Raw genomic sequence first — 23,026 nt, forward strand, 5'->3', positions numbered from 1 at the left:
GCCTTGAGCGCGTCCATCTGGCCTATCGGCTGGATGCCAATGAGTTCCGCGGGGCCTGCACGGCGCAACTGGTGGTGGAACACGTGGTGAGGGGGTGAGCCCTCCCCCTCATCCCCGCCCCTTTGTGGATGAATAGAACATACGCCTGGATGATCATGGATACACCCCAATCACACGCCGCTTCTCCCCCATTGCTACAACTCACCCACGTGAGCAAGCACTACACCGAAGGCCACCAGCGCCGCACGGTCCTGGATGGCATCAATGCACAGGTGCAGACCGGCGAGATCGTGGCCCTGGTGGGGCGCTCCGGGTCCGGCAAGTCCACGTTGCTCAATCTGCTGGCGGGTATCGATCGTCCCGATACAGGAGAGATCCATATCCGGGGTCGCCGGCTGGACACGATGGGAGAGCGGGAGCGCACCCTGTTCCGTCGCCGCGAAGTGGGTTTCGTTTATCAGTTCTTCAATCTCATCCCGACCTTGACCGTGGCCGAGAACGTGGCCCTGCCCATGGAGCTTAATGGCGTTGGCAGCCGTGAGCGCGGCGAGCGGGTGGACCACCTGCTGAACCTGGTGGATCTGGCCAACCGTTCCCAGGCCTTCCCCGACGAACTCTCCGGAGGCGAACAGCAGCGCGTTGCCATGGTACGAGCCATCGCCCACGAGCCGGCCCTGTTGCTGGCGGACGAACCCACCGGCAATCTGGATGCGGAGACCGGTGCGCGGATCATCGCGCTGCTAAGGGATCTGGTCAGGGATCAGGGCCGTACGCTGGTGATGGTGACCCATAGCCAGGAGGTGGCCGCCATCGCCAGCCGAGTGTGGACCCTGGACGAAGGTCGTATCACCCCCTCGGATAACACGCCATGACGCTGCTGGCTAAAGCGTTGATCCGGGACCACCGCAAACGGCCCTGGAATATCCTGTTTTCGATCCTGGGTGTCGCCTTGGGTGTGGCCATCGTGGTGGCTGTGGATATCGCCAACTCCAGTGCTTCCCGGGCCTTCGAACTGTCTTTGGAAGCCGTGACTGGCCGGGCCACTCACCAGGTGCTGGGTGGACCGGTGGGACTGGATGAGAGCCTCTATGCCCAGCTGCGCCGACAGGGCTTCCGGGAGAGCGCTCCGGTGGTGGAGGGCCACGTCCAGGCCCGCGGCGAAACCTTCACCCTGCTGGGTCTGGAGCCCTTTGCGGAGGCCCCTTTTCGTGACTACGCCAACGGTGCCCGCGGGGAGGGCGTGAGCGCCCTGATAACGGATGCCGATGCCGTGATGCTGAGCTCCCGAACCGCCGCACGACTGGATCTGGAGCCGGGAGACCGCTTTACCATAACCATTCGGGGACGGGAGGAAACAGTCACTCTTCGTTCAGTATTGGAGACCGATGAACCGGGCCTGGACGGTGTCATGCTGGCGGACATTGCCCATGCTCAGGTCTTGTTGCAGCGGCTGGGGCGCCTGGACCGTATCGATCTCATTCTGCCCGATCACGATACCCTGGAGCGCCTGCGGGCCCTGCTACCCGAGGGGGCCGAGGTGATGGCGACCCAAAGCCGCAACGAGGCCACGTTGCAGCTGTCACGGGCCTTCCACATCAATCTCACCGCCATGAGTTTGTTGGCCCTGCTGGTAGGGGCCTTTCTCATCTACAACACCATGATTTTCTCGGTGCTGAGGCGTCGTCGCCTGCTGGCCACCCTGCGCATGCAGGGTATGACCGGTGCCGAGTTGTTTCGTCTGGTCATGACTGAGGCACTGATGGTGGGCCTGACTGGCGCGATCCTGGGGCTGCTGGCCGGTACCCTGATCGGGCAATTCCTGCTGCAGATGGTCACGCGCACGGTCTCGGACATGTATTTCGTGCTCACGGTAACGGAGTTGCATCTGACTGTCTGGGGAGTGCTCAAGGGCCTGCTGCTGGGGATCGCCGCGACGCTGGCAGCGGCCCTGGGGCCCGCCTGGGAGGCCGCCCGGATCTCGCCCCGGGATGCTCTGCGTCGCTCCACGCTGGAGCGGGGCGTGGGGCGTCTGATGCCCTGGCTGATCGGTGTCGGCCTGATCCTGATGGGGCTGAGTTGGCTCCTGCTGCAATGGCCCGGTCAAAGCCTGTTGCTGGGATTTGCAGCCCTGTTCCTGCTGATTCTGGGCTATGCCCTGTTGATCCCACCGGCCTTACTGATCCTGGCCCGGGGCCTGGCCAGCCCCCTGGCGTCGGCCTTTGGCGCCATGGGGCGACTATCGGCTCGCGGCGTGAGCGCAGGGATGAGCCGGGCGGGGCCTGCCACGGCTGCGCTGGCCCTGGCGGTTTCGGCCACCATCGGTGTGGGGGTGATGGTGGAAAGCTTTCGCACCACGGTGGACGCATGGCTTGGTCAGACCCTGCAGAGTGATGTCTATGTGAGTGCTCCAGGACGCTCCGGCGTCGGCATCAATCCGGTCTTGCCGGAGGCGGCCCGGGCTCGGTTGGAGGCCCTGGAGACCGTAGAGACCGTGAGCACCGCTCGGCGGGTTCACGTGCATTCGCCCCAGGGCACCCTGGAAATGATGGCGGTGGACCCGGCACCGCGCACCCCCGAGAGTTACCGCTATCGGGCCGGTGACGGATCATCTGCCTGGCGATCCTTGGAAAACCGCGACGCCGTACTGATTTCCGAGCCCCTGGCCTGGCGCTTGTCCCTGGGACTGCATGACACCCTGACCCTGCGCACGGATCGAGGCCTGCGGGCGTTCACCATCGTCGGCGTGGTGCAGGAATACGGTTCGGACCGTGGTCTGGTCACAGTGCATCGGGCGCTGTATGACCGTTACTGGGACGACCCGGGTGTGGCCTCGCTGGGTATCCATTTGCGGGATGGCGTCCCCCTGGATACCGCCCTTGGATCGATACGTGCCGCAGTGTCCGACCTGGGGAGTCCGGTATTGGTGACCTCCAGCGGTGAGATTCGCGAGCTATCCATGGATATCTTCGACCGCACCTTTGCCATCACCCACATACTGCGACTGCTCACGGTGGGCGTGGCCTTCATCGGCATCCTCAGCGCCCTGATGGCCCTGCAGATGGAGCGCTCCAAGGAGAATGCCGTGCTGCGGGCAACGGGCGTCACTCCCCGTGAACTGGGGGGCATGGTGACCTTGCAAAGCGGCCTGCTGGGGTTGGCGGCGGGGATCCTGGCCATACCCCTGGGGCTGATCATGTCGCACATGCTGATCGAGGTGATCAACCTGCGCTCGTTTGGCTGGAGCATGCAGCATCAGGTCTCACTGCGGGTGCTGATGGAAGGGGTGTGGCTGGCCCTGCTGGCGGCTCTGTTGGCCGGGGTCTATCCGGGATTACGCATGGCACGGGCCCAGCCGGCGGAACATCTGAGGGAGGAATGAGCATGATTCGATGGTGGTCTGGAGGGGCTTTGGCCCTGTCAGCGGTCCTGTTGCTGGCCGGGTGTGGTGAACAAGGGCCGGAAGAGGGTGACGATGCCCTGGCCGTCTCCCAAGCCTTGGGGGGCGATGACATGGAGGGCTATGCCCGGGCGCTGGCACCCCGGGATTTTCAATTCCCCGAGGATCATGCGGCCCACCCGGCGTATCGTAATGAGTGGTGGTATGTGACCGGGAATCTGGATGACCCCGAGGGTCGACGTTTCGGATTCCAGATGACCTTCTTCCGGTTTGCGTTGTCCCCCACACCGCCGGAATCGGAGTCCACCTGGGCCACGAATCAGGGCTGGATGGCACATCTGGCAGTGACCGACGTGGCCGGTGACCGGCATCAGGCCCTGGAACGTTTTTCTCGTGGGGGCGCCGGATTGGCCGGGGCGGAGCTGGACCCGTTCCGCGTCTGGCTGGATGACTGGGAACTCAAGGCCGAATCAGGCAACGACTTCCCCTGGCGGCTGTTGGCTGCGGAGGGGGATCTTGCCCTGGATCTGCGCCTGACCCCTCTGAAGGATAAGGTCTTCCAGGGGGACCGCGGGCTGAGTCAGAAATCGCCTGAACCGGGCAATGCCTCGTATTATTTTTCCATGACCCGACTGAAGACCGAGGGAACCCTCCGCCTCGGGGAGCAGGATTACCCGGTGACTGGTCTGTCATGGATGGACCGGGAATGGAGCACCAGTGTGCTTGGCGAAAACCAGGTAGGCTGGGATTGGTTCTCCCTGCAACTGGATGACGGGCATGATGTGATGGTCTACGAACTGCGTCTGGAGGACGGTGGTGTGGACCCCTTGAGCAAGGGTCTGTGGGTGGAACCGGACAGCCGGCATCAGGTGATCCCGCAGGATGCCTTTGAACTGAAGGTCAAGCAGACCTGGACCAGTCCCCAAGGGGGCACCTATCCCGTGGCCTGGCATTTGCGCCTGCCGGAACAGGATCGGGATCTGGAAATCCGTGCGGTGCGCGAGGATCAGGAAATGGATCTGACAGTGCGTTACTGGGAGGGGGCGGTGGATGTCTTCGAGGCAGGCCAACCCGCCGGACGCGGTTTTGTGGAGATGACCGCTTATTGAGCGGAAGATACTGGATCAATTGTCGAGGTAAGTCCATGCAGGATCATGAATATCCGGATGTTTCCCGAAAACGTATCCCGGTCTGGGATCTGCCGACACGCATCTTTCACTGGTTATTGGTGCCGTTACTGATTGGTCTGTGGTACACGAGCCAGGATGTCATGACCCTGAACTGGCACATGTGGTTGGGCTACACCCTGCTGGCCTTGCTGCTGTTTCGCATCATCTGGGGGGTCATGGGTACACGGTCATCCCGATTCAGCCACTTTCTGGCAGGTCCGGTGAGCGTCTTCCGCTATCTGCGTGACCTGTTGAGTGGCAAATCCCCGACCCATACCGGACATAACCCGCTGGGTGGGTGGTCAGTGATGTTGATGCTGGGTTTGCTGCTGTTTCAGGGGCTCAGTGGTTTGTTCGCCAACGATCAGATCTTCACTCGGGGGCCTTTGGCACGCAGGGTGTCCTCATCCACCAGTGATGCCCTGACCAGCCTGCACAAGGCCAATTTTGATCTGCTGCTGATTGTGATTGGCATCCACGTGTTGGCGGTGTTTCTGTACTGGCTGATCAAACGCGACAATCTTGTCGGACCCATGATCACCGGGCGCAAGTGGGTGGCCGCCGGCGAGGCGTCGGGCTTTCGTTTTGCCAGCTTATGGTGGGCGTTGGTGGTGCTGGGCGTGTCGGCAGCGGGCGTGTGGGGGGCGGTGACCTTTTTGCCCTAACCCCTCTCCCTAGAGGGGAGAGGGGGCCATTCACCGAGGCACCCTTCTCCCCTTTGGGGAGAAGGGCTGGGGATGAGGGGATATATCAACCCCTCATTCGCGGAAATCGTCGTGGCAGGCCTTGCAGCTCTGGCCCACGGCGCCGATCTGACGACGGATGTCCCGCTCGCTGGCTTCTTCGGTGATCAGCTGCGCCAGTCGGGCGGTGGCTTGTTCGAATTCGGAGGCAGCCTCATCGAAGGCCTCCCGATTCATCCACACTTCCGGCATGGCGTCGGTATCGCCCATGTCGGAACCTTCAATGAATCCCTGCCAGGGCAGGTCAGCCACCCGGTCCAGCTGCTCGGCGCGCTGGCCAGCCATTTCCCGGTCAAACGGGATGTCTCCCTGAGCCATGGCGCCCAGCGGCCCCATATTCCACTTGAATACCTGGAAAACGCCCTTGCGATAGTCGATGGCGTCCTCGGGATCTGCGGCCGAAACCGCGCCGGTGGTCAGGGTGAGGGCCAGGCCGGCGATCAGCATTTTGGTGATGGTTTTCATGAATCGTACCTCCGATGTCTCGTCTGTAGAGCGACTGAGTGTAGCAGTTGACCCCACGTCGGGGCATTCAAGCATTCTATCGAACAGACGCTATAAAACCATGCAAGGCTCATGTGTCCATGGCAGCCTTGCCCCGCCGACCTGTGCCAAGGCACTGGGTAACCCGTCCAAAGTCAGTTTGCAGGAGACCGATCGAAAGGAACGGTGCTCCAGAGGGAGGAAGTCCAGATGGGCTCGCTTTTGACCATCCGAATCAAATTGCTGGCGATGACCGGGCTGGCTCTGGTGTTCATGGTCGTCCTGGCTGCAGTGGGACTGGGAGGCATGTACCAGAATCACGCCCAGTTGAGCACCATCTACCAGGATCGGGTGATCCCCATGGATCAGTTGAGCCGGATCGGTGACACCCTGGCGGATGATCGCGCGCAGCTGCTGATAGCCCTGCATAATCCCAATCTGGACAATATCGAGGCCGCCAACGAGGCCATCCAGGCCAACGATCAGCAGAGGAGCCGGGTCTGGCAGGCTTATCTTGACACTTACCTCACTCCCAGAGAACAGGAATTGGCGGATCGCCTGGCCGAGCAGATGAAGGGGCTCGAGGAACAGGCCATGGGACCCGCGGCGGAGGCCTTGAGCCACTTTCATCTGGAGCGCGCGGAAAGTCTCTTGCGAGAACAGGTGACCCCCCGGGCTGAGGCTGTCAACGCCACCCTTGCGCAGTTGATGGACCTGCAGATGAACGTTTCAGAAGACATCTACCAGAGTGCTCTGAGCCAGTACCAGAACACCCGCAATGGCATGATCGCGGGCTTGCTGCTGGTGATGGCCATTTCTTCGGCGGTGGCCGTCATGGTCATCCGGCGCATTACCGGTGCGGTGGATGAACTGGACCAGGCAAGTCGTGAGATGGCCAAGGGCAATCTCACGGTCAGCGTCACCGAGTCCGGACAGGATGAACTGACCCGGGTCGCCAGGGGATTCAATCAGATGGTGGAGAGTGTTCGGGGGATCATCGGCCAGGTGACCGGCGCCACGACTCAGGTGGCGTCAGCTGCCGAGGAGTTGACAGCGGTGACGGGTGAGACCCGTCAGCGCGTCGATCAGCAACAGAACCAGACCGAACAGGTGGCCACGGCCATGAACGAGATGACCACAACAGTGGTGGAGGTGGCCCGCAACGCGGCCGATGCCTCACAGGCGGCCCAGCAGGTGAATCAGGAGGCCGGTGAAGCCCAGCAGGTCTCCGCGCAGGCGATCGAGGCCATCAAGGAACTTGCCGATGAAATCCGGCGGGCGGCCGAGGTCATCAAGCAGTTGGAGGCCGACAGCGAAAAGATTGGCGCCGTGCTGGATGTGATCCAGGGCGTGGCCGAGCAGACCAACCTGCTGGCCCTGAATGCCGCCATCGAGGCGGCCCGGGCGGGGGAGCAGGGCCGGGGATTTGCGGTGGTGGCCGATGAGGTGCGCACCCTGGCCAGCCGCACCCAAAAATCCACCCATGAGATCGAGGAGATGATCAAGGCACTCCAGGGCGGCACGCGCAATGCCGTGGCCGTGATGCAGTCAGGTCTCAAGCGAGCGGAAGAGACCTCGAACGGTGCCGCCATGGCGGATCGCTCCATGGCCTCCATTGTCAGCGCGGTTGGCACGATTAGCGATATGAGCACTCAGATTGCCAGCGCCGCCGAGGAGCAAAGCACTGTGGCCGAGGATATCAACCGCAATGTGGTACGTATCAGCGAGGTGGGGCACGATGTGTCCAATGGCTCGGGCGAGATCGCCAGTGCTGCCCAGGAACTCTCACGGTTGGCGGCCGATCTGAGTCATGCCATGGAGCGATTCCGTGTAAACTGAGGTGCCATGAACCTGCGCTGCATCACCTTTGACCTGGATGACACCCTGTGGGCCTGCGCCCCGGTGATCCAGAATGCCGAACGCACCTTCCATGATTGGCTGAGCCTCCATTATCCGAGTATCACCCGCCGCATGAATCTGGAGGCCATGATCCAACACCGCCAGCGATGGTTTCGTCCCCGTGCGCATCTGCATCATGATCTCACTGGATTGCGCAAGCAGTGGCTGGCGGCCCTGGCGGTTGAATACGGCTGCGATGAGGCCCTGGTGGAACCCGCTTTTCAGGTCTTCTGGGAGGCCAGGAACCAGGTATCGCTCTATGATGATGTCCTGGAAACCCTGGACAGGCTGCGCCACCATTACACCATCGGTGCCATTACCAACGGCAACGCGGATGTGCATCACATCGGCATTGGCCAGTATTTTGATTTCGTGGTCACTGCCGCCAGCGCCGGCCATGCCAAGCCATCGCCCGAGATCTTCACGGCGGCCCTGGATGAGGCCGCCGTGGCCGCTCACGAAGCCCTGCATGTGGGGGATGATCCTGAGCGGGATGTGCGGGGCGCGGCACGAGTGGGCATGCACACGGCCTGGGTGAACACCCACGGGGTGAAGTGGCCGGGCGGCCCTCGGCCAGACCTGGAAATGCCCCACGTCGGTGAGTTGCCGGAAAGGCTGCTAGATGGATCCATCAACCTCGAGGAGCGTGCTTCGTGAAGCGATTTGGCATTCGCATTACCTTGCCCCAGGGTGACAGCATGTCGGCATCTCATCTGCTGGGAGAGGGCTGGGAGCATTTCCGCTGGTATGAGACGGCCCGGGAGAGGGATGCGGCCCTTGAAGACATGCAAAATCCCCCGCCGTACTATCGCCGCGGCGACCTGATCACCCAGGTACTGGAAAAAGTGGAGCGCTGATCAGCCGTCCAGTTCCGGCCCCAGCACCTCCCAGACGGTATCCAGCATCACCGGTTGGGCCTTGGCGGTGGGGTGGATGCCGTCGGACTGCATCATGCCCTCCTCAAGCACCACGCCTTCCAGCAGGAAGGGCACCAGGGGGAGGTCATGATTCGCTGCCAGATCATGATAGATCTGGTGGAACCTCTCAGTGAAATGTCTGCCCAAATTGGGCGGAATCTGGATGCCCACCAGCAAGACCCGGGCCCCGGCATCGTGGCTGAGATCAATCATCTCGCGCAGATTGCGGGACATCTCCTCCAGCGGGATGCGCCGCAAGCCGTCGTTGCCGCCCAGGCTCAGCACCACCCAGTCGGGCTCGTGTCGCTCCAGAAGCCGCGGCAGACGGGTCAGGCCGCCGCGAGTGGTCTCGCCGCTGATGCTGGCATTGAGCACCTGAAAATCCCGGCCTTGCGCATCCAGGCGGGATTCCAGCAGGGCGACCCAGCCCTGTTCCGTGGGCATGCCGTAGGCGGCGCTCAGACTGTCGCCCATCACCAGCAGGGTGGGGCGTTCATCCGCCACGCTGGCCGCAGCCGGCGTCAGGAACAGCAACATAATCAGAAGGAGTCTTGGTCTCATGGTCTCTCACTCTCCCGCCCCGGTGGTCTCCGCGAGTGGTGTCGTCAAATCTGTTATGGGTCCGGCTGGACGTTTATCCATTCTAAAGGGTGTGGATCTTCACGTGGCGCCCGCTGAGGCCGTGGCCATCCTGGGTGCCTCCGGCTCGGGCAAGTCGACCCTGCTGGGTCTGCTTGCGGGGTTGGATCTCCCCAGTGGGGGGGAAGTTCGCTTGCTGGACCAGGATCTGGGCGTTTTGAGCGAAGATGCACGCGCCGGGTTGCGTGCCGGCCGGGTCGGTTTTGTGTTCCAGTCTTTCCAGCTGCTGCCGGCCCTGACGGCCCTGGAGAATGTGATGCTCACGCTGGAGCTCTCTGGTCACGATGGCGACGCCCGTGCCGGGGCCCGGGAAGCCCTGGAGCAGGTGGGCCTGGGTCACCGCCTGGACCATTACCCCAGCCAACTCTCCGGGGGCGAACAGCAGCGGGTGGCCATCGCCCGGGCCTTCGCCGCCCATCCCCAGGTGCTGTTTGCCGATGAGCCCACGGGCAATCTGGATCAGCAGACCGGCGAGCAGATCATCCAGTTGCTGTTCAACCTGAAGTCCGCTTACGGCACGGCCCTGGTGCTGGTGACTCACGACCCGGATCTGGCCAGCCGCTGCGAACGACGCTATCGCATCACCGACGGCGTCCTGGGGGCCGCATGAATCAGGCGCTGCGTTACTCCTGGATCTCCCTGGGGCGGGAATGGCGGGCCGGGGAATTGCGCATTCTGGCGCTGGCCCTGGTGATCGCCGTGGCAGCCGTTACCTCGGTGAGCTTTTTCACCGACCGGGTGCAACGAGCCATGTCCTTGCAGGCCACTGAACTACTGGGGGCGGATCTGAGCATCACCTCGTCCCAGCCCATACCGGGTGAATTCGGCCGGGAAGCTCAGGAGCGGGGCCTGGATACCGCCCGCTATGTGAGCTTCCCCACCGTGGTGGTGTCTGACGAGGATTCGGAACTGGCCGAACTCAAGGCCGTGAGCGATCGATGGCCCCTGCGGGGCACGGCCCGTGTGAGCACCACGCTCTTTGGCGAGGAGCAAGAGACCCAGTCCGTGCCCGACTCCGGCGAGGCCTGGGTAGAGGCACGCTTGCTGCAGTTACTGAATCTGTCCGTGGGGGACAGCCTGGACGTGGGCGAGATTTCCCTCAACATCACCCGGGTGCTGACTTACGAGCCGGATCGGGGCGGAGATCTGTTCCAGTTGGCACCCCGGCTGTTGCTCAATGTGGAGGACCTGGAAGCCACCGGGCTGATCGTGCCCGGCAGCCGGGTCAATCATCGTTTCCTGGTGGCCGGGGATGAGCCCGTCATCAACCGCTATCGGGACTGGGTTGAGCCGCGGTTGGGGGACAATCAACGCCTGGAGAGCGTGGCCGATGCCCAACCCGCTTTGCGAAATGCCATCGCCCGGGGCGAGCAGTTCCTGAGCCTGGCCGCCCTGGTGGCCGTGCTGCTGGCCGGCGGGGCGGTGGCGGTGGCAGCACGTCACTACAGCGATCGGCAATCGGACACCAGCGCCGTGATGCGTTGTCTGGGGGCCTCACGACGGTTTGTCCTGCAGGTGTTTACGTTGCGTTTGCTCTGGCTGGCCTTACTGGCCAGCGCCATCGGTCTGCTGTTGGGGTTCGGGGCGCAGGGCATACTGGCCTGGCTGCTGTCGGGCTGGTTTGCCACGGAATTGCCCCTGCCCTCCCTGTGGCCGATATTCACGGGTATGGGGGTCGGATTGATTACGGCCCTGGGTTTTGGCCTGCCGGCCCTGCTGCGCATTGGCCAGGTGCCGCCGCTGCGGGTCCTGCGTCGGGACCTGGGTGCCCCGCCGCCCGCCATGTGGCTGGTCCTGGGGCTGGCCATGCTCACGCTGGGCGTGCTGCTGCTGTGGCAGGCCGGTGATGTGCGTCTGGCCGGTTTTGTGCTCGGTGGCGCGGCCATCACTGTCGCTGTGCTGTGGGTGGCGGCGTTACTCCTGGTCAAGGCCCTCACCCCCCTGCGCAGCCGGGGTGGGGTGGCTTTGCGCTTTGGCCTGGCCAATCTCTCCCGGCGCGGCGCCTTGAGTGCCGTGCAACTGTCTGCCTTTGGTCTGGGCATCATGGCCTTGCTGCTGCTGGCCCTGGTGAGGGTGGACCTGCTCTCGGAATGGGAAGGCAGCTTGCCCGAAGGGGCGCCCAATCACTTCATGATCAACGTTCAGCCAGACCAGGTGGAGCCCCTTCAGGCCCTGTTTGAGCGCCATGACATGGAAAGGCCGGTGTACTATCCCATGATCCGGGGGCGGCTCTCGGCCATGAATGATGCGCCGGTTCGCCCGGAAGACTACACCAATCCCCGGGCCGAGCGTCTGGTGACACGGGAATTCAATCTCTCCTTCGCCAGGGATCTTCAACCCGGCAACCGCGTGGTGGCGGGGCAGTGGTGGAATGCCCAGGATCCGGAACCGGGCTTCTCGGTGGAAGAAGGCCTGGCCGAAACCCTGGGGATTGAACTGGGAGACACCCTGGAGTTTCGTATCGCGGGTGAACCGGTTCAGGCCCCCGTGACCAACCTGCGCAGCGTGGAATGGGATTCCTTCAACGTGAACTTCTTCGTGCTGTCCTCGCCGGGGGTACTGGAGGATTTTCCGGCCACCTATATCACCAGTTTCCATATGGATGAAGCAGGGCAGCGCATGCTGACCGAGGCCGTGCGGCAGTTCCCCAGCGTCACCGTGCTGGACGTGAGGGCCTTGATGCAGCAGGTGAGGGACATCATCGACCGGGCCAGCCTGGCAGTGGAATACGTCTTTTTATTCACTTTGGCTGCTGGGGTGACGGTATTGTTTGCCGCCATCCATGCCACCCGTGACCTGCGCCGACGGGAAAGCGCCATACTGCGCACCCTGGGGGCCAGCCGTAAGCAGGTGCTGGCGGGGCTGCTGGCAGAATTCATGGTGATGGGAGCCCTGGCCGGACTGCTGGCCAGCGCGGGGGCCAGTGCCGTGGGTATGGTGCTGGCCCGGGAGATCTTCGATCTACCCTACGCAGTCAACCCCATTCTGTGGTTGGCGGGCGTGGGGGGAGGTGCCCTTGGCGTGGGGCTGGCCGGCTGGCTGGGTGCCCGCTCTGTCCTGCGGCAGCCTCCGTTGCTGACGCTGCGTCAGGTGGGGTGAGCGGGCAACATCGCCCGCCGCACCCAATGCCGGATATACTCTGCGCCCATGCGTCATACCCAATACGACAAGACTCCGCTCGCTCAGCAGCCCCATGAGGCACTGCTGGCGAGATTTGCGCCCACGGATGGCGTGGCCCCCGAGGCTCGCCTCGGCGAAGCCATCGCGGAAGCCCTGCGAGATCATCAGCGAGTCGGCTCGCAGCCACACTGTCTGGATGTGGCCGAAAATCTGCGCGTACTGGGGGTGGATAACGACACCCTGATTGCTGCCCTGTTGCTGGATGGAGATCTGGATGGCTCCCTTCAGGACGAGGATATCCGCGAGCACTTTGGCGATACGGTGGCCTGCCTGGTGCGCAACGTGCAACTGCTCACCACCTTCAAACGTTCCGCCACCCAGGTGGAGAGCACACCGGAACAGGCCGAACGGCTCCGGCGCATGCTGTTGGCCATGGTGGACGATGTGCGTGCGGTGCTCATCAAGCTGGCCTATCGCCTTCAGCATCTGCGCCTGCTGGCCGCCGAGCCGGATGACCTGGCCCGGGCCATCGCTCGCGAGACGCTGGAGATCTTCGCTCCCCTGGCCAACCGCCTGGGGGTGGCCCAACTCAAGTGGGAGATGGAGGATCTGTCTCTGCGGATCCTGGAGCCCAAGGAATACCGTCGGATCGCGAAGCTCCTGGAAGAAAGTCGCACAGAAAGAGAGCATTACATCATTGATTTCACAGATCACCTGAGAGAGGCATTGCGGCAGGAGCGGGTTGAGGCCGATGTGCGTGGCCGCCCCAAGCATATCTACAGCATCTGGAAAAAGATGCAGCGCAAAAATCTGGAATTCGAGGATCTTTACGACCTCAGGGCCGTCCGGGTGATTGTGGACCGTCTGTCCACCTGCTACGCGGTGCTGGGGGTGGTGCACAGCACCTGGCCCCATATCCCCAAGGAGTTCGACGACTATATTGCCAATCCCAAGGACAATGGCTATCAGTCCCTACATACGGCGGTCCTGGGGCCGGAGGGCAAGGTGGTGGAGGTGCAGATCCGGACCCAGGGTATGGACGAGTTTGCCGAACTGGGGGTGGCAGCACACTGGCGCTACAAGGAAGGCGGACGTGAGGATCAGGCCCTGTCCCGGGCCATTACATCCCTTAGACGACTTCTGGAAAACCAGGATAACGATCGGGAACTTCTGGATAATTTCCACTACGAGTTGTTTCATGACCGGGTCTTTGTGCTCACGCCCAATGGCGACGTGATCGACCTGCCCAAAGGAGCCACACCCCTGGATTTCGCCTACACCATCCACACCGAGGTGGGGCACCACTGCCGGGGCGCCAAGGTGAATGGGCGTATCGTGCCGCTGACCTACGAATTACGTTCCGGCGAGCGCGTGGAGGTTCTTACCAGCCAGTCCGGTGGCCCCAGTCGGGATTGGATCAACCCCAATATGGGGTTTCTGCGCACGGCTCGGGCTCGGGCCAAGGCGCGCGGCTGGTTCCGGCAGCAGGATCACGACAAGAACCTCTCCGAGGGTCGGGCTGTTCTGGAGCGAGAGGCCCAGCGCCTGGGTGTGAACGCCCCGGACATGGACGAACTGATCCGCCGCTTCAAGCAACCGGGCCGGGATGAGTTGCTCGTGGCCATCGGAGCTGGGGAGATCACTCCCGCGCAATTGGCCGGTGCCATGCAGGTGCCCATCGAACTCACCCCGGAAGAGACCCTGATGGGGCGCCGTCACCGGCATCCGCCACCAGCGGACAAGGCGACCGATAAGGGCATCCGGATCAGGGGCGTGGGCAACCTGTTGACGCAGATGGCCGGTTGTTGCCGACCGGTACCCGGAGACCGGGTGATCGGCTACATCACCCGTGGCAAGGGGGTCACCATCCATCGCCGCGACTGCGTGCACATCCTGCGCATGTCGGAGGAAGAACGTCCGCGCCTGGTGGAGGTCACCTGGGGCGAGGATACCCAGGCCTACCCGGTCAAGGTCACCGTTGAGGCCTTTGACCGTCAGGGGCTGCTCAGGGATATCACTCAGGTACTGGCCAATGAGCGGATCAATGTCCTCTCTGCGGCCACCCAGACCGATCCAGCCGAAAACACGGTCACCATGGATCTCACCCTGGAGATCACCGACACCACGCAACTGAGCAAGGTGCTGGACAAGATCGGTGCAGTGGCTAACGTTTTCTCGGTGCGCCGGGTATCCGCCGGCTGATCCATGCCGAATCGACCAACCATGAGGTGTTCCACATGACCACGACCTTGAGCCCTTTGCGGTCAATTCTGCTGCTAGGGATCCTGGTGATACTGGCCACCGGCTGTGCCGGCATGCCCGACATGCGTCCGCCGGCGCCCACACCCAGTGAACCCCATACCCGAGCTCAGGTGCCCACGCCGGAGCCGGTACCCGAGCCGGAAGCCCGGACCGAACCCACACCAGAGACCAGCCGCGTACCGGCCCCCTCCATTGCCCGGCAGGAATCCCCCCAGGCGCAATCGGCCCCGACACGGCAGCCACCGGCCGTACTGGCCCTGGCCAGGGATGCGGACAATCGCATGCAGGCGGGCGACGCTGATGGCGCGGCCGCCGCCCTGGAACGGGCCCTGCGCATCGCTCCTGATGATGCCCGTCTGTGGCAACGACTGGCCGCTGTACGACTGGAACAGGGGCAACCGAATCAGGCCGTGAATCTGGCGGGTCGGTCCAACGCCCTGGCTCGAGGGGACCGGGAATTGCAGGCCCGCAACTGGCGCATCATTGCCGAGGCACGACGGCGCATGGGAGATGCCGCTGGTGCCCGAGATGCCGAAGAGCGGGCGCGCTCCCTGGCCCCGGGAGAACTGGGTTGAGCCAGGACTGCAAACACATGCTGGGAGACGATGGCCCCCTGGCCCGGGAGCTTCAGGATTTTCACCCTCGTCAGGCACAGCAGGACATGGCTCAGGCCGTGGCCGAGGCCATGGAGGCCCAGGCCACGCTGGTGGTGGAGGCAGGCACCGGTGTGGGTAAGACCTTTGGTTACCTGGTGCCTGCACTGCTTAATGGTGGCAAGGTGATCATCTCCACCGGCACCCGCAATCTGCAGGATCAGCTCTATCACAAGGACTTGCCCCTGGTGGCGCGTGCCCTGGGGGTCTCCCCGCGAACGGCCCTGCTCAAGGGTCGGAGCAATTATCTCTGCTCGCATCGTCTCAATATGACTCTGGCGGAGGGGCGCATGCTGGAGCCCCGTCTGGTGGAGCCTCTGCGCCGGGTGCAGGCCTGGGCGGAAAAGACACAGCATGGTGATATCGCCGAACTCACTGACCTGGGGGAGGATGCGGAGATCTGGCCCCGAGTCACCTCCACGGTGGACAACTGTCTGGGGCAGGACTGCCCAGAATACAACGCCTGCCATGTGGTGCAGGCCCGGCGCCGTGCGCAGGAAGCCGAAGTGGTGGTGGTTAATCACCATCTGCTGTTTGCGGATCTGGCGCTGCGTGGCGAAGGTTTTGGCGAGTTGCTGCCCTCGGCCAATGCCTTCGTGCTGGACGAGGCCCACCAGTTGCCGGATGTGGCCGGCAACTTCTTCGGGGTCACTCTCAGTGCACGGGCCTTGACGGATCTGGCCCGGGACAGCATTGCCGAATTGCTCAACAATGCCCCGGAGATGAGCGAACTGCGGGATCGGGCCGACACCCTCACCCAGGGGGTCAAGGATTTTCGTCTGGCACTGGGAGAAGGTTCGGGGCGGGGCCCCTGGGTATCGCTGTCCGCAAAACCCGCGGTGGAGCAGGGGCTGGATGCACTGGAAAATCGTCTGACCTCGCTGGCCGATGGCCTGGAGGCCGTGGCGGAGCGAGCCAAGGGCCTGGAGTCCTGCGCCCGTCGCGCCCGTGAGCAACTGGAGCGGCTATCGCTGTTCCGCGGCCCCCAGGACAACGCCGTGCAATGGTATGAAGCCTGGACCCGCAGTTTCAGTCTGCATGTGACGCCCCTGGATGTGGCTGCCCTGTTCAACGAACATCGCGGTGCCTATCAAAGTGCCTGGATATTCACCTCTGCCACCCTGTCGGTGGACGGCGGATTCGATCATTTCAACCACCGCATGGGGCTGGAGGATCCACACAGTCTGCTTCTGGACAGCCCATTCGACTATCAGGCCCATGCTCGACTGTTTCTGCCACCGCGTCTGCCCGAACCCAATGACGGCCGATTCACCGGGGCCCTGGTGGACATGGCCGCGCCACTGATCCGCGACAATCCCGGCGGCACCTTCCTCTTGTTCACCAGCCTGAAAGCGCTGCGCGAAGCGGCACAACGGTTGCGTGATCAGCTGGACCGGCCGTTGCTGGTTCAGGGTGAGGCCTCGCGCAATGTGTTGCTGGAGCGTTTTCGCAGGGCGGGTAACGCCGTGCTGCTGGGCTCTCATAGTTTCTGGGAGGGAGTGGATGTGCGTGGCACTGCGCTCACTTGCGTGATCATTGATCGTCTGCCCTTCGCGGCGCCCGGTGACCCGGTGCTGGAGGCACGCATTGCCCGAATACGCCAGGGCGGAGGCAATCCTTTCCGCGACCTGCAACTGCCCCAGGCCGTCATCACCTTGAAACAGGGTGCCGGGCGACTGATCCGGGACATCAGCGATCATGGCGTCCTCGTACTGTGTGATCCGCGCATTCGTTCAAAGAGTTATGGCAAGACCTTCATCAAGAGTCTGCCACCCATGCAGCCGGCTGCCGACGAACGGGAGGTGATCCAGTTCCTTCAGTCCGGTGCGCCCCTTCAGACCCTGCCTGACCGAGGCTCCTATTGACCCCCCCGACGTTGTGCAAACTGCTGGCCATCGAGACCTCCACCGAGGCCTGTTCAGCCGCCCTGTGGGTGGATGGTCGGATCCATCGGCGTTTTCAGGAGGCGCCACGGGCCCACGCGAGGCTGATCCTGCCCATGATGGAAGCTGTGCTGGCCGACGCGGGCATTACCCTGGGGCAACTGGACGCACTGGCGTTCGGTCGAGGTCCAGGGGCATTTACCGGGGTGCGGGTGGCCACGGGTGTCATTCAGGGTGTGGCCTTTGGTGCCGATCTGCCGGTGGTGCCCATCTCCACGCTGGCAGCACTGGCCCAGCAACGGATCGATGCAGGCGCCCGGCAGGTGCTGGCGGCCCTGGATGCGCGCATGGGAGAGGTGTACTGGGGGGCCTTCAAGGCCGACGTGCAGGGGCTGGCCAATCCCGTTGGCCTTGAAGGCGTCTGCCCACCCCTGGCGGTGCCTCAACCTCCGGAAGGGCACTGGGTGCCTGTCGGGCGAGGCTGGTCCGCCTATCAGGAAGCATTGGCACAGCGCCTGGACATGGAAGCCGAGCCACCCTGGAATGATTGCCTGCCCAGCGCCACGGAGGTGGTGCGCCTGGCGGTGCGGGATTGGGCCGCCGGCGCAAGTGTGCCGGCGGATCAGGCCATGCCGGTCTACCTGAGAGATCAGGTGGCCAACAAACCCCGACAAGTCATGCGACCCGGTACCGTGGGCGCGGCCCAGGATACAGAGCGATGAATGCCTTTACCGATCTCAATACCCCATTGCTCACGGCACGCCTGCGTGCACAGCCGGCGGATTTCCTGGTGGATGAACTGCCCATTACCACGCCAGAGGGGGAGGGTGAACATGTCTGGTTGCAATTACGCAAGACGGGTCTCAATACGGATCAGTTGGCGGGCATGCTGGCTCGTGCTGCCGGCTTGCCACGGCGGGCTGTGAGTTATGCCGGTCTGAAGGATCGCCAGGCCGTGACCACCCAATGGTTCAGTGTCCATCTGCCCGGGTGCGACGCCCCCCAGTGGTCTGATCACCTGCCGCCGGAAGTGGAAATCCTCGCCGCCCGGCGGCACCGCCGTAAACTGCAGACGGGACATCTGCGCGGCAATCGTTTTCATATTCGTCTGCGCGATTGTGAGGGAGATCGCCATGTGGCGGAGGAGCGGCTGACTTCCATTGCCCATCGGGGACTGCCCAACTTTTTCGGAGAACAGCGTTTTGGCCATGACCGTGGCAATCTGGATAAGGCCCGCGCCTTATTCGCCAAAGAAATCCGTGTGCGCGACCGCAAACTCAGGGGACTGTATCTCTCGGCGGCCCGCTCTGAAATCTTCAATCGGGTTTTGGCCAGACGGGTGGAGGAAGATCACTGGGATCAGGCACTGCCCGGAGATGCCATGCAACTGGATGGCTCGCGCAGCTTCTTTATCCATCGGGAGGAGGATCCCACGGTAGCGGCACGGGTGGCCGCCTTCGAGGTCCATCCCACCGGCCCGCTGTGGGGGCAGGGGAATGCCATCACAGAGGGCGCAGCAGCACAACTGGAGGCTCAGGTCATGGAGGCCACGGACCTGATCGAACTGGCACGTGGCCTCGAGGGCGCCGGTTTGTCCCAGGAGCGGCGTGCCCTGCGCATCCGCGTGAATGAGCTGTCCTGGTCGTGGCTTGATGCGGCAGATCTGGAATTGCGCTTTGAACTGCCTGCTGGTGCCTATGCCACCACGGTCATTGCCGCGGTGGCCGATACGGCTTAGCCGATCCGCGGCGAACCCGTGAGTGCGGTCAGCTTGGTGGCGGTATACCCCCCACCAAGCCGGTTGAGTGCCTCACGGTCATGCAGTGTCAGCACCCCTGCCTTCTCGGATACATAGCCGCGACGCTTCCACTCCGCAAAGAAGCGACTCACCGTCTCCACGGTCAGGCCCAGCAGTTCGCCTGTTTCGGTGCGTGAAAGTGGCAGGGGTACCTGAGCATGGCCGCCGTTCTTGTCAGCCCAGTACAGCAGAAAGGTGGCCAGGCGCTCGTTGGCCTTCTTGGTGCCCAGTTCGACCGCCAGGGTCTCCACCTGCTGCAGGGCAGCCGCCCATCGTGCCAGCAAGGCATTGTTCAGGGTGGGATGATCCGTCTGCAGGCGTTTGAGCACGCTCAACGGCAATCGACAAAGCTGCACGGGTGTGAGGGTCGTGGCGGTATGGTTGTAGGTCTGTCCCAGCAGGCTCTCCACCCCCATGATATCCCCCTGGGTCAGCAGACGCAGGATCTGCTCACGGCCATTGACGGCAGTACGGGTGAGCTTGATCACGCCATCCTTGAGGGTATAGGAGGCCAGGGCCTCGGCGTTTTCCTGGTAGATCACCTCGCCTGCAGGGATCACCAGATGCTCGGACGGATTATTGAGTCTTTCGACCACGTCATCCGGCAGCGCACCGAACAGGCTCTCCGCACGCACGGGGCAGCGCATGCAGTCGTTGTCCATGAGTGGGGCCGGTGGCCGGCCCCCGTTGGGTTTGTTTCGTATGCTCATAGTGCCGGGCCAGTCCCGGTGATGTCGTTACATGGGTTGAACAAGGGTGAAGGCTCCACGAATTTGTCCTTCTGAATAACCCGTTGCCTGATCATCGGGGTATTTGCGCAACAGTGCCTGCTCCACATCGTAACGCACCTCAGTGCCATGACAGGTCATGCAGAGCTCGCCGGCAGGGATGGCGCGCATGTAGCGGATCTGTCGGTCTCCATTCTCCTCTCGAACCTCGTAATGCTCCATGGTCTTGGGATCCTCACCCTCAGCCAGGCGCTTCTCGAAGGCATTGAGTACGCCACGCTCCCAATCGTCGGGTGCGTTGTCCGGATTGCGAAGCTGCAGGCTGGTGCGACCGGTCTGTATGCCGGTGCGGGTGGAGATTTCCTCGGCAATCTCGGGAGCGCGCTGGTGACAGACGTCGATGGCATGTACCGGCCCCCCTTCTTCAATGGCCGTCTTGAGTTCAGTTTTCAAGGACTCGGAGAAGTGCTGAACCGCCTCCCGGGCCTGTTCCAACCGGGCCTCGCTATCATTCTGGGCCCAAACCGGTGTGTGGATCAGTGCCACCGTCACCAAGGCCAGACTGGGAAATTTCATTCGTCTCATGTGAAGCCCTCCCCACGATTTCACTGTTTTCCCGGCACGGATACTTGCCATACTAGCATGAGATTACGCAATTAAATCCACACTGGAATAATGAAATACATGAAAGTTAGGATGGGCGTCAGTCCTTCAACCGCAACAGCACAAGAACAGCACCGGTTCCCCCCAGGCTGGGTGGAGCCGAGCAGTAGGCCAGGACCTCGGAACGCTGTCTGAGCCATTGGGCTACACGACTCTTGAGCACGGGCCCCCGGTTGCTGGATCGTAACCCCTTGCCATGGATGATTCTCACGCAGCGCAGACGCCGTTCCCGGGCTTCGGCCAGGAACAGCGCCAGCGCCTGATGAGCCTCTCGGGTGAACAGACCATGCAGATCCAGTTCATCGGCAATGCGATACTGTGCCCGGCGCAGTTTCCGAAACACCTGGCGCTGCAGACCTTCGGCCATGTAGATCAGTTCGTCGCCGGGTTGCACATCGGTGCCATCAAAGGGATCCTCCCCCAGGGCCTCGATCACCCGACGGCGGTCTGCCTCGGCCTGGCGGGGTCGCGGTGGGGGAGGGCGGCGCTGCAAGGGCTGACGGTCGCTGCGCACGGGCCGCACCTGCCCGACCGCGGCCCGGAACAGGGCCATGTCGTCGTCCTCCGGCAGGTCGTTGGGGGGCATGACAGATCTCCGTTGGGACATGCGTCTAACACGGGGTTTCCAGTATATTAGCCACTTGACATCACAGTGACCCACTATGCGTATCCTGCTCAGTAATGACGATGGTGTCCATGCACCGGGACTGCAACAACTGGCCAAGACCCTGCGAGGCCGAGGCCAGGTGACCGTGGTGGCGCCGGATCGGGATCGAAGCGGCGCCAGCAACTCACTCACGCTGTCTCGACCGCTGCGAGCCACTACCCTGGACAATGGCGATGTGCGCGTGGACGGCACACCCACGGACTGCGTGCACCTGGCTCTGACCGGACTGCTGGCCGAAGAGCCGGACATGGTCATCTCCGGCATCAATGCCGGCGCCAACCTGGGTGACGATGTGCTCTATTCCGGCACGGTGGCTGCCGCCATGGAAGGGCGGTTTCTGGGGCTCCCGGCCATTGCCGTCTCTCTGGCAGGTCAGCAGCAATGCAAGCATTACGATTCGGCTGCTCAGGTGGTCCTGGAGCTACTGGATCGACTGCGGACCATTCCCTTGCCTTCCGACACCATCCTCAATGTCAACGTTCCCGACCTGCCCCGGGAAGAAATACTGGGTTACCAGGCCACCCGACTCGGGCATCGGCACAAGGCGGAGCCGGTGACCCGCTCCACCGATCCCCGAGGGCGTCCCATTTACTGGGTGGGGCCCTCGGGCCCGGAACAGGATGCCGGGCTGGGCACCGACTTTCATGCCGTGCGTTCCGGGTACGTCTCGGTGACGCCGATTCAGGTGGACCTGACCCGCTATGAGGCCATGGACATCGTCAGCCGCTGGCTCACGGAGGGCGAGGCTTGAATCATGATCTGACCGGAATCGGCATGACCTCCCAGCGCGCCCGGGATCGCCTGGCCGGGCGTCTTCGGGAACTGGGCATCCAGGATCCCCGTGTGCTGGAGGTCATACGCGCCACGCCCCGCCATCTGTTCGTGGATGAGGCCCTGGCGCATCGTGCCTATGAAAACACCGCGCTGCCCATCGGTTTTGGCCAGACCATCTCCCAGCCCTTTATCGTCGCGCGCATGACAGAAGCCCTGCTGGCCGAAGCCACGCCACACATGGTGCTGGAGATTGGCACGGGATCCGGGTATCAGGCAGCTGTGCTGGCGCAACTGGTGGAGCGGGTGATCAGTCTCGAGAGGATTCGCCCGCTGCAGCGCCAGGCCCGTGAGGTGCTCAGCCTCATGAGATTGCAGAATATCAGCCTGCGCCATGTGGATGGCAATCATGGCTGGCCGGAAAATGCCCCCTATGATGCCATCCTGCTCACTGCGGCGCCCCGGGTGATCCCCGAGACCTTGCTGCTGCAACTGAATATGGGGGGGCAGTTACTGGCGCCGGTGGGTGAGGAAAGTGGTGCCCAGACCCTGGTGCGCATCACTCGCACCCCCGAGGCCTATGTTAAACAGGACCTGGGTCCGGTGAGCTTCGTGCCGCTGTTGCCGGGGGAGGTGTCATGAGGCTTTTTGGTCCCTTGTATGATCGGGTCATGACCTGGTCGCGGCATCGCCATGCACCACGTTACCTGGCGGCCTTGTCCTTTGCGGAATCGTCTTTTTTTCCCGTACCCCCCGACGTGATGTTGGCCCCCATGGTGGCCGCGCGTCCCGATCGAGGTCCGCGCCTGGCCCTGATGACCACGGTATTTTCCGTATTGGGCGGGTTGCTCGGGTACCTGCTGGGCTATCTGGCCTTTGAACTGCTGCAGCCGATGGTCATCAGCGCCGGCTATGGGGATGAGTTGATCCAGGCACAGGAGTGGTTCTCCGTGTGGGGCGTCTGGGTGGTCCTGGTGGCTGGTTTTTCACCCATTCCCTACAAGCTCTTCACCATCACCGCCGGAGCCATGTCCATGGCGGTGCTACCCTTCGTGGTCGCTTCATTCCTGGGTCGGGGGGCACGCTTCTTTGCTGTGTCCCTCATCCTCGGTTGGCTTGGGCCCCGGATGGAACCGCGCCTGCGCCCCTATATCGAATGGATAGGTTGGGCGTCGGTTGTCCTGCTGGTTTTGGCGGTCATCATTTATCAGTTACAGGGGTGAGAAACAGACAG

At 63.0% G+C, this 23,026-nt stretch carries 22 protein-coding genes; 17 read left to right on the forward strand and 5 right to left on the reverse strand.

Going from position 1 to position 23,026, the window contains the following annotated elements; genetic code table 11:
* The first annotated feature begins 155 nt into the window (after window positions 1-155).
* The 4 genes from LPW29_RS08250 to LPW29_RS08265 are packed head-to-tail and all read left to right on the forward strand — an operon-like array spanning window position 156 to window position 5,231.
* Window positions 156-872, forward strand: coding sequence for an ABC transporter ATP-binding protein (locus tag LPW29_RS08250; RefSeq protein ID WP_238627612.1), 717 nt, complete (start codon window positions 156-158; stop codon window positions 870-872).
* Window positions 869-3,379 (forward strand): FtsX-like permease family protein, encoded by a 2,511-nt coding sequence (locus LPW29_RS08255; protein WP_238627613.1) that lies wholly within the window; start codon window positions 869-871, stop codon window positions 3,377-3,379. The genes LPW29_RS08250 and LPW29_RS08255 overlap by 4 nt, the downstream gene beginning before the upstream one ends.
* Window positions 3,376-4,506: a lipocalin-like domain-containing protein gene (locus LPW29_RS08260; protein ID WP_238627614.1), complete on the forward strand. Its 1,131-nt coding sequence runs from the start codon at window positions 3,376-3,378 to the stop codon at window positions 4,504-4,506. The genes LPW29_RS08255 and LPW29_RS08260 overlap by 4 nt, the downstream gene beginning before the upstream one ends.
* Before the next feature lie 35 nt (window positions 4,507-4,541).
* Window positions 4,542-5,231: a cytochrome b/b6 domain-containing protein gene (locus LPW29_RS08265; RefSeq protein ID WP_238627615.1), complete on the forward strand. Its 690-nt coding sequence runs from the start codon at window positions 4,542-4,544 to the stop codon at window positions 5,229-5,231.
* A 93-nt stretch (window positions 5,232-5,324) separates the two neighbouring features.
* On the opposite strand, the gene LPW29_RS08270 is transcribed toward LPW29_RS08265, so the two are convergent.
* Window positions 5,325-5,774: a c-type cytochrome gene (locus LPW29_RS08270; protein ID WP_238627616.1), complete on the reverse strand. Its 450-nt coding sequence runs from the start codon at window positions 5,772-5,774 to the stop codon at window positions 5,325-5,327.
* 228 nt (window positions 5,775-6,002) lie between these two features.
* On the opposite strand from LPW29_RS08270, the gene LPW29_RS08275 reads away from it, so the two are divergent.
* Genes LPW29_RS08275 through LPW29_RS08285 form a run of 3 tightly spaced genes read left to right on the forward strand, consistent with a single transcriptional unit; the run spans window position 6,003 to window position 8,548 of the window.
* Window positions 6,003-7,631, forward strand: coding sequence for a methyl-accepting chemotaxis protein (locus LPW29_RS08275; protein WP_238627617.1), 1,629 nt, complete (start codon window positions 6,003-6,005; stop codon window positions 7,629-7,631).
* Window positions 7,632-7,637: 6 nt separating this feature from the next.
* Window positions 7,638-8,348: an HAD family hydrolase gene (locus LPW29_RS08280; RefSeq protein ID WP_090254647.1), complete on the forward strand. Its 711-nt coding sequence runs from the start codon at window positions 7,638-7,640 to the stop codon at window positions 8,346-8,348.
* A complete protein-coding gene (locus LPW29_RS08285) occupies window positions 8,345-8,548 on the forward strand; it encodes a hypothetical protein (RefSeq protein ID WP_090254648.1) in 204 nt (67 codons plus the stop codon). The genes LPW29_RS08280 and LPW29_RS08285 overlap by 4 nt, the downstream gene beginning before the upstream one ends.
* Here the strand turns inward: LPW29_RS08285 and LPW29_RS08290 are convergent, their stop codons facing one another.
* The gene (locus LPW29_RS08290) at window positions 8,549-9,169 is read right to left on the reverse strand and encodes an arylesterase (RefSeq protein WP_238627618.1); all 621 of its coding nucleotides are present in this window, start codon (window positions 9,167-9,169) and stop codon (window positions 8,549-8,551) included.
* Between LPW29_RS08290 and LPW29_RS08295 the strand changes: the two genes are divergently transcribed.
* Genes LPW29_RS08295 through truD form a run of 7 tightly spaced genes read left to right on the forward strand, consistent with a single transcriptional unit; the run spans window position 9,168 to window position 18,903 of the window.
* Complete coding sequence (locus tag LPW29_RS08295; protein WP_238627619.1) at window positions 9,168-9,857, forward strand: ABC transporter ATP-binding protein; 690 nt, start codon at window positions 9,168-9,170, stop codon at window positions 9,855-9,857. The genes LPW29_RS08290 and LPW29_RS08295 overlap by 2 nt on opposite strands.
* Entirely contained in the window at window positions 9,854-12,346 is a 2,493-nt protein-coding gene (locus tag LPW29_RS08300) for an ABC transporter permease (protein WP_238627620.1), read from the forward strand. The genes LPW29_RS08295 and LPW29_RS08300 overlap by 4 nt, the downstream gene beginning before the upstream one ends.
* Window positions 12,347-12,394: 48 nt before the next feature.
* A complete protein-coding gene (relA, locus tag LPW29_RS08305; protein WP_238627621.1) occupies window positions 12,395-14,569 on the forward strand; it encodes a GTP diphosphokinase in 2,175 nt (724 codons plus the stop codon).
* A 35-nt stretch (window positions 14,570-14,604) separates the two neighbouring features.
* On the forward strand, window positions 14,605-15,204 hold the full coding sequence (locus LPW29_RS15495; RefSeq protein WP_274520319.1) for a tetratricopeptide repeat protein: 600 nt from the start codon (window positions 14,605-14,607) through the stop codon (window positions 15,202-15,204).
* Entirely contained in the window at window positions 15,201-17,147 is a 1,947-nt protein-coding gene (locus LPW29_RS08320) for an ATP-dependent DNA helicase (RefSeq protein WP_338018685.1), read from the forward strand. Before LPW29_RS15495 ends, LPW29_RS08320 begins: the two co-directional genes overlap by 4 nt.
* Window positions 17,144-17,887, forward strand: coding sequence for a tRNA (adenosine(37)-N6)-threonylcarbamoyltransferase complex dimerization subunit type 1 TsaB (tsaB, locus tag LPW29_RS08325; protein WP_238627622.1), 744 nt, complete (start codon window positions 17,144-17,146; stop codon window positions 17,885-17,887). The genes LPW29_RS08320 and tsaB overlap by 4 nt, the downstream gene beginning before the upstream one ends.
* Window positions 17,884-18,903 carry a tRNA pseudouridine(13) synthase TruD gene (gene truD / locus LPW29_RS08330; RefSeq protein ID WP_238627623.1) on the forward strand — a complete coding sequence of 340 codons (1,020 nt, stop codon included), beginning with the start codon at window positions 17,884-17,886 and terminating at the stop codon, window positions 18,901-18,903. The genes tsaB and truD overlap by 4 nt, the downstream gene beginning before the upstream one ends.
* Here the strand turns inward: truD and LPW29_RS08335 are convergent.
* From LPW29_RS08335 to LPW29_RS08345, 3 genes are all read right to left on the reverse strand, one after another.
* Window positions 18,900-19,625 (reverse strand): Crp/Fnr family transcriptional regulator, encoded by a 726-nt coding sequence (locus LPW29_RS08335; RefSeq protein WP_238627624.1) that lies wholly within the window; start codon window positions 19,623-19,625, stop codon window positions 18,900-18,902. The two genes, truD and LPW29_RS08335, sit on opposite strands and share 4 nt — an antisense overlap.
* A 75-nt stretch (window positions 19,626-19,700) precedes the next feature.
* The gene (locus tag LPW29_RS08340; RefSeq protein WP_238627625.1) at window positions 19,701-20,276 is read right to left on the reverse strand and encodes a Tll0287-like domain-containing protein; all 576 of its coding nucleotides are present in this window, start codon (window positions 20,274-20,276) and stop codon (window positions 19,701-19,703) included.
* A 118-nt stretch (window positions 20,277-20,394) separates the two neighbouring features.
* Window positions 20,395-20,940 carry a Smr/MutS family protein gene (locus LPW29_RS08345; RefSeq protein ID WP_238627626.1) on the reverse strand — a complete coding sequence of 182 codons (546 nt, stop codon included), beginning with the start codon at window positions 20,938-20,940 and terminating at the stop codon, window positions 20,395-20,397.
* Between the two features lie 76 nt (window positions 20,941-21,016).
* Between LPW29_RS08345 and surE the strand changes: the two genes are divergently transcribed.
* Genes surE through LPW29_RS08360 form a run of 3 tightly spaced genes read left to right on the forward strand, consistent with a single transcriptional unit; the run spans window position 21,017 to window position 23,015 of the window.
* Window positions 21,017-21,772 carry a 5'/3'-nucleotidase SurE gene (gene surE, locus LPW29_RS08350; RefSeq protein WP_090254669.1) on the forward strand — a complete coding sequence of 252 codons (756 nt, stop codon included), beginning with the start codon at window positions 21,017-21,019 and terminating at the stop codon, window positions 21,770-21,772.
* Between the two features lie 23 nt (window positions 21,773-21,795).
* Complete coding sequence (locus tag LPW29_RS08355; RefSeq protein ID WP_090254749.1) at window positions 21,796-22,434, forward strand: protein-L-isoaspartate(D-aspartate) O-methyltransferase; 639 nt, start codon at window positions 21,796-21,798, stop codon at window positions 22,432-22,434.
* On the forward strand, window positions 22,431-23,015 hold the full coding sequence (locus LPW29_RS08360) for a YqaA family protein (RefSeq protein WP_238627627.1): 585 nt from the start codon (window positions 22,431-22,433) through the stop codon (window positions 23,013-23,015). The genes LPW29_RS08355 and LPW29_RS08360 overlap by 4 nt, the downstream gene beginning before the upstream one ends.
* The last annotated feature ends 11 nt before the right edge of the window (window positions 23,016-23,026 follow it).

Origin of the sequence: Ectothiorhodospira sp. 9100 (assembly GCF_022227565.1) — a bacterium.
Lineage (GTDB): Bacteria > Pseudomonadota > Gammaproteobacteria > Ectothiorhodospirales > Ectothiorhodospiraceae > Ectothiorhodospira > Ectothiorhodospira marina.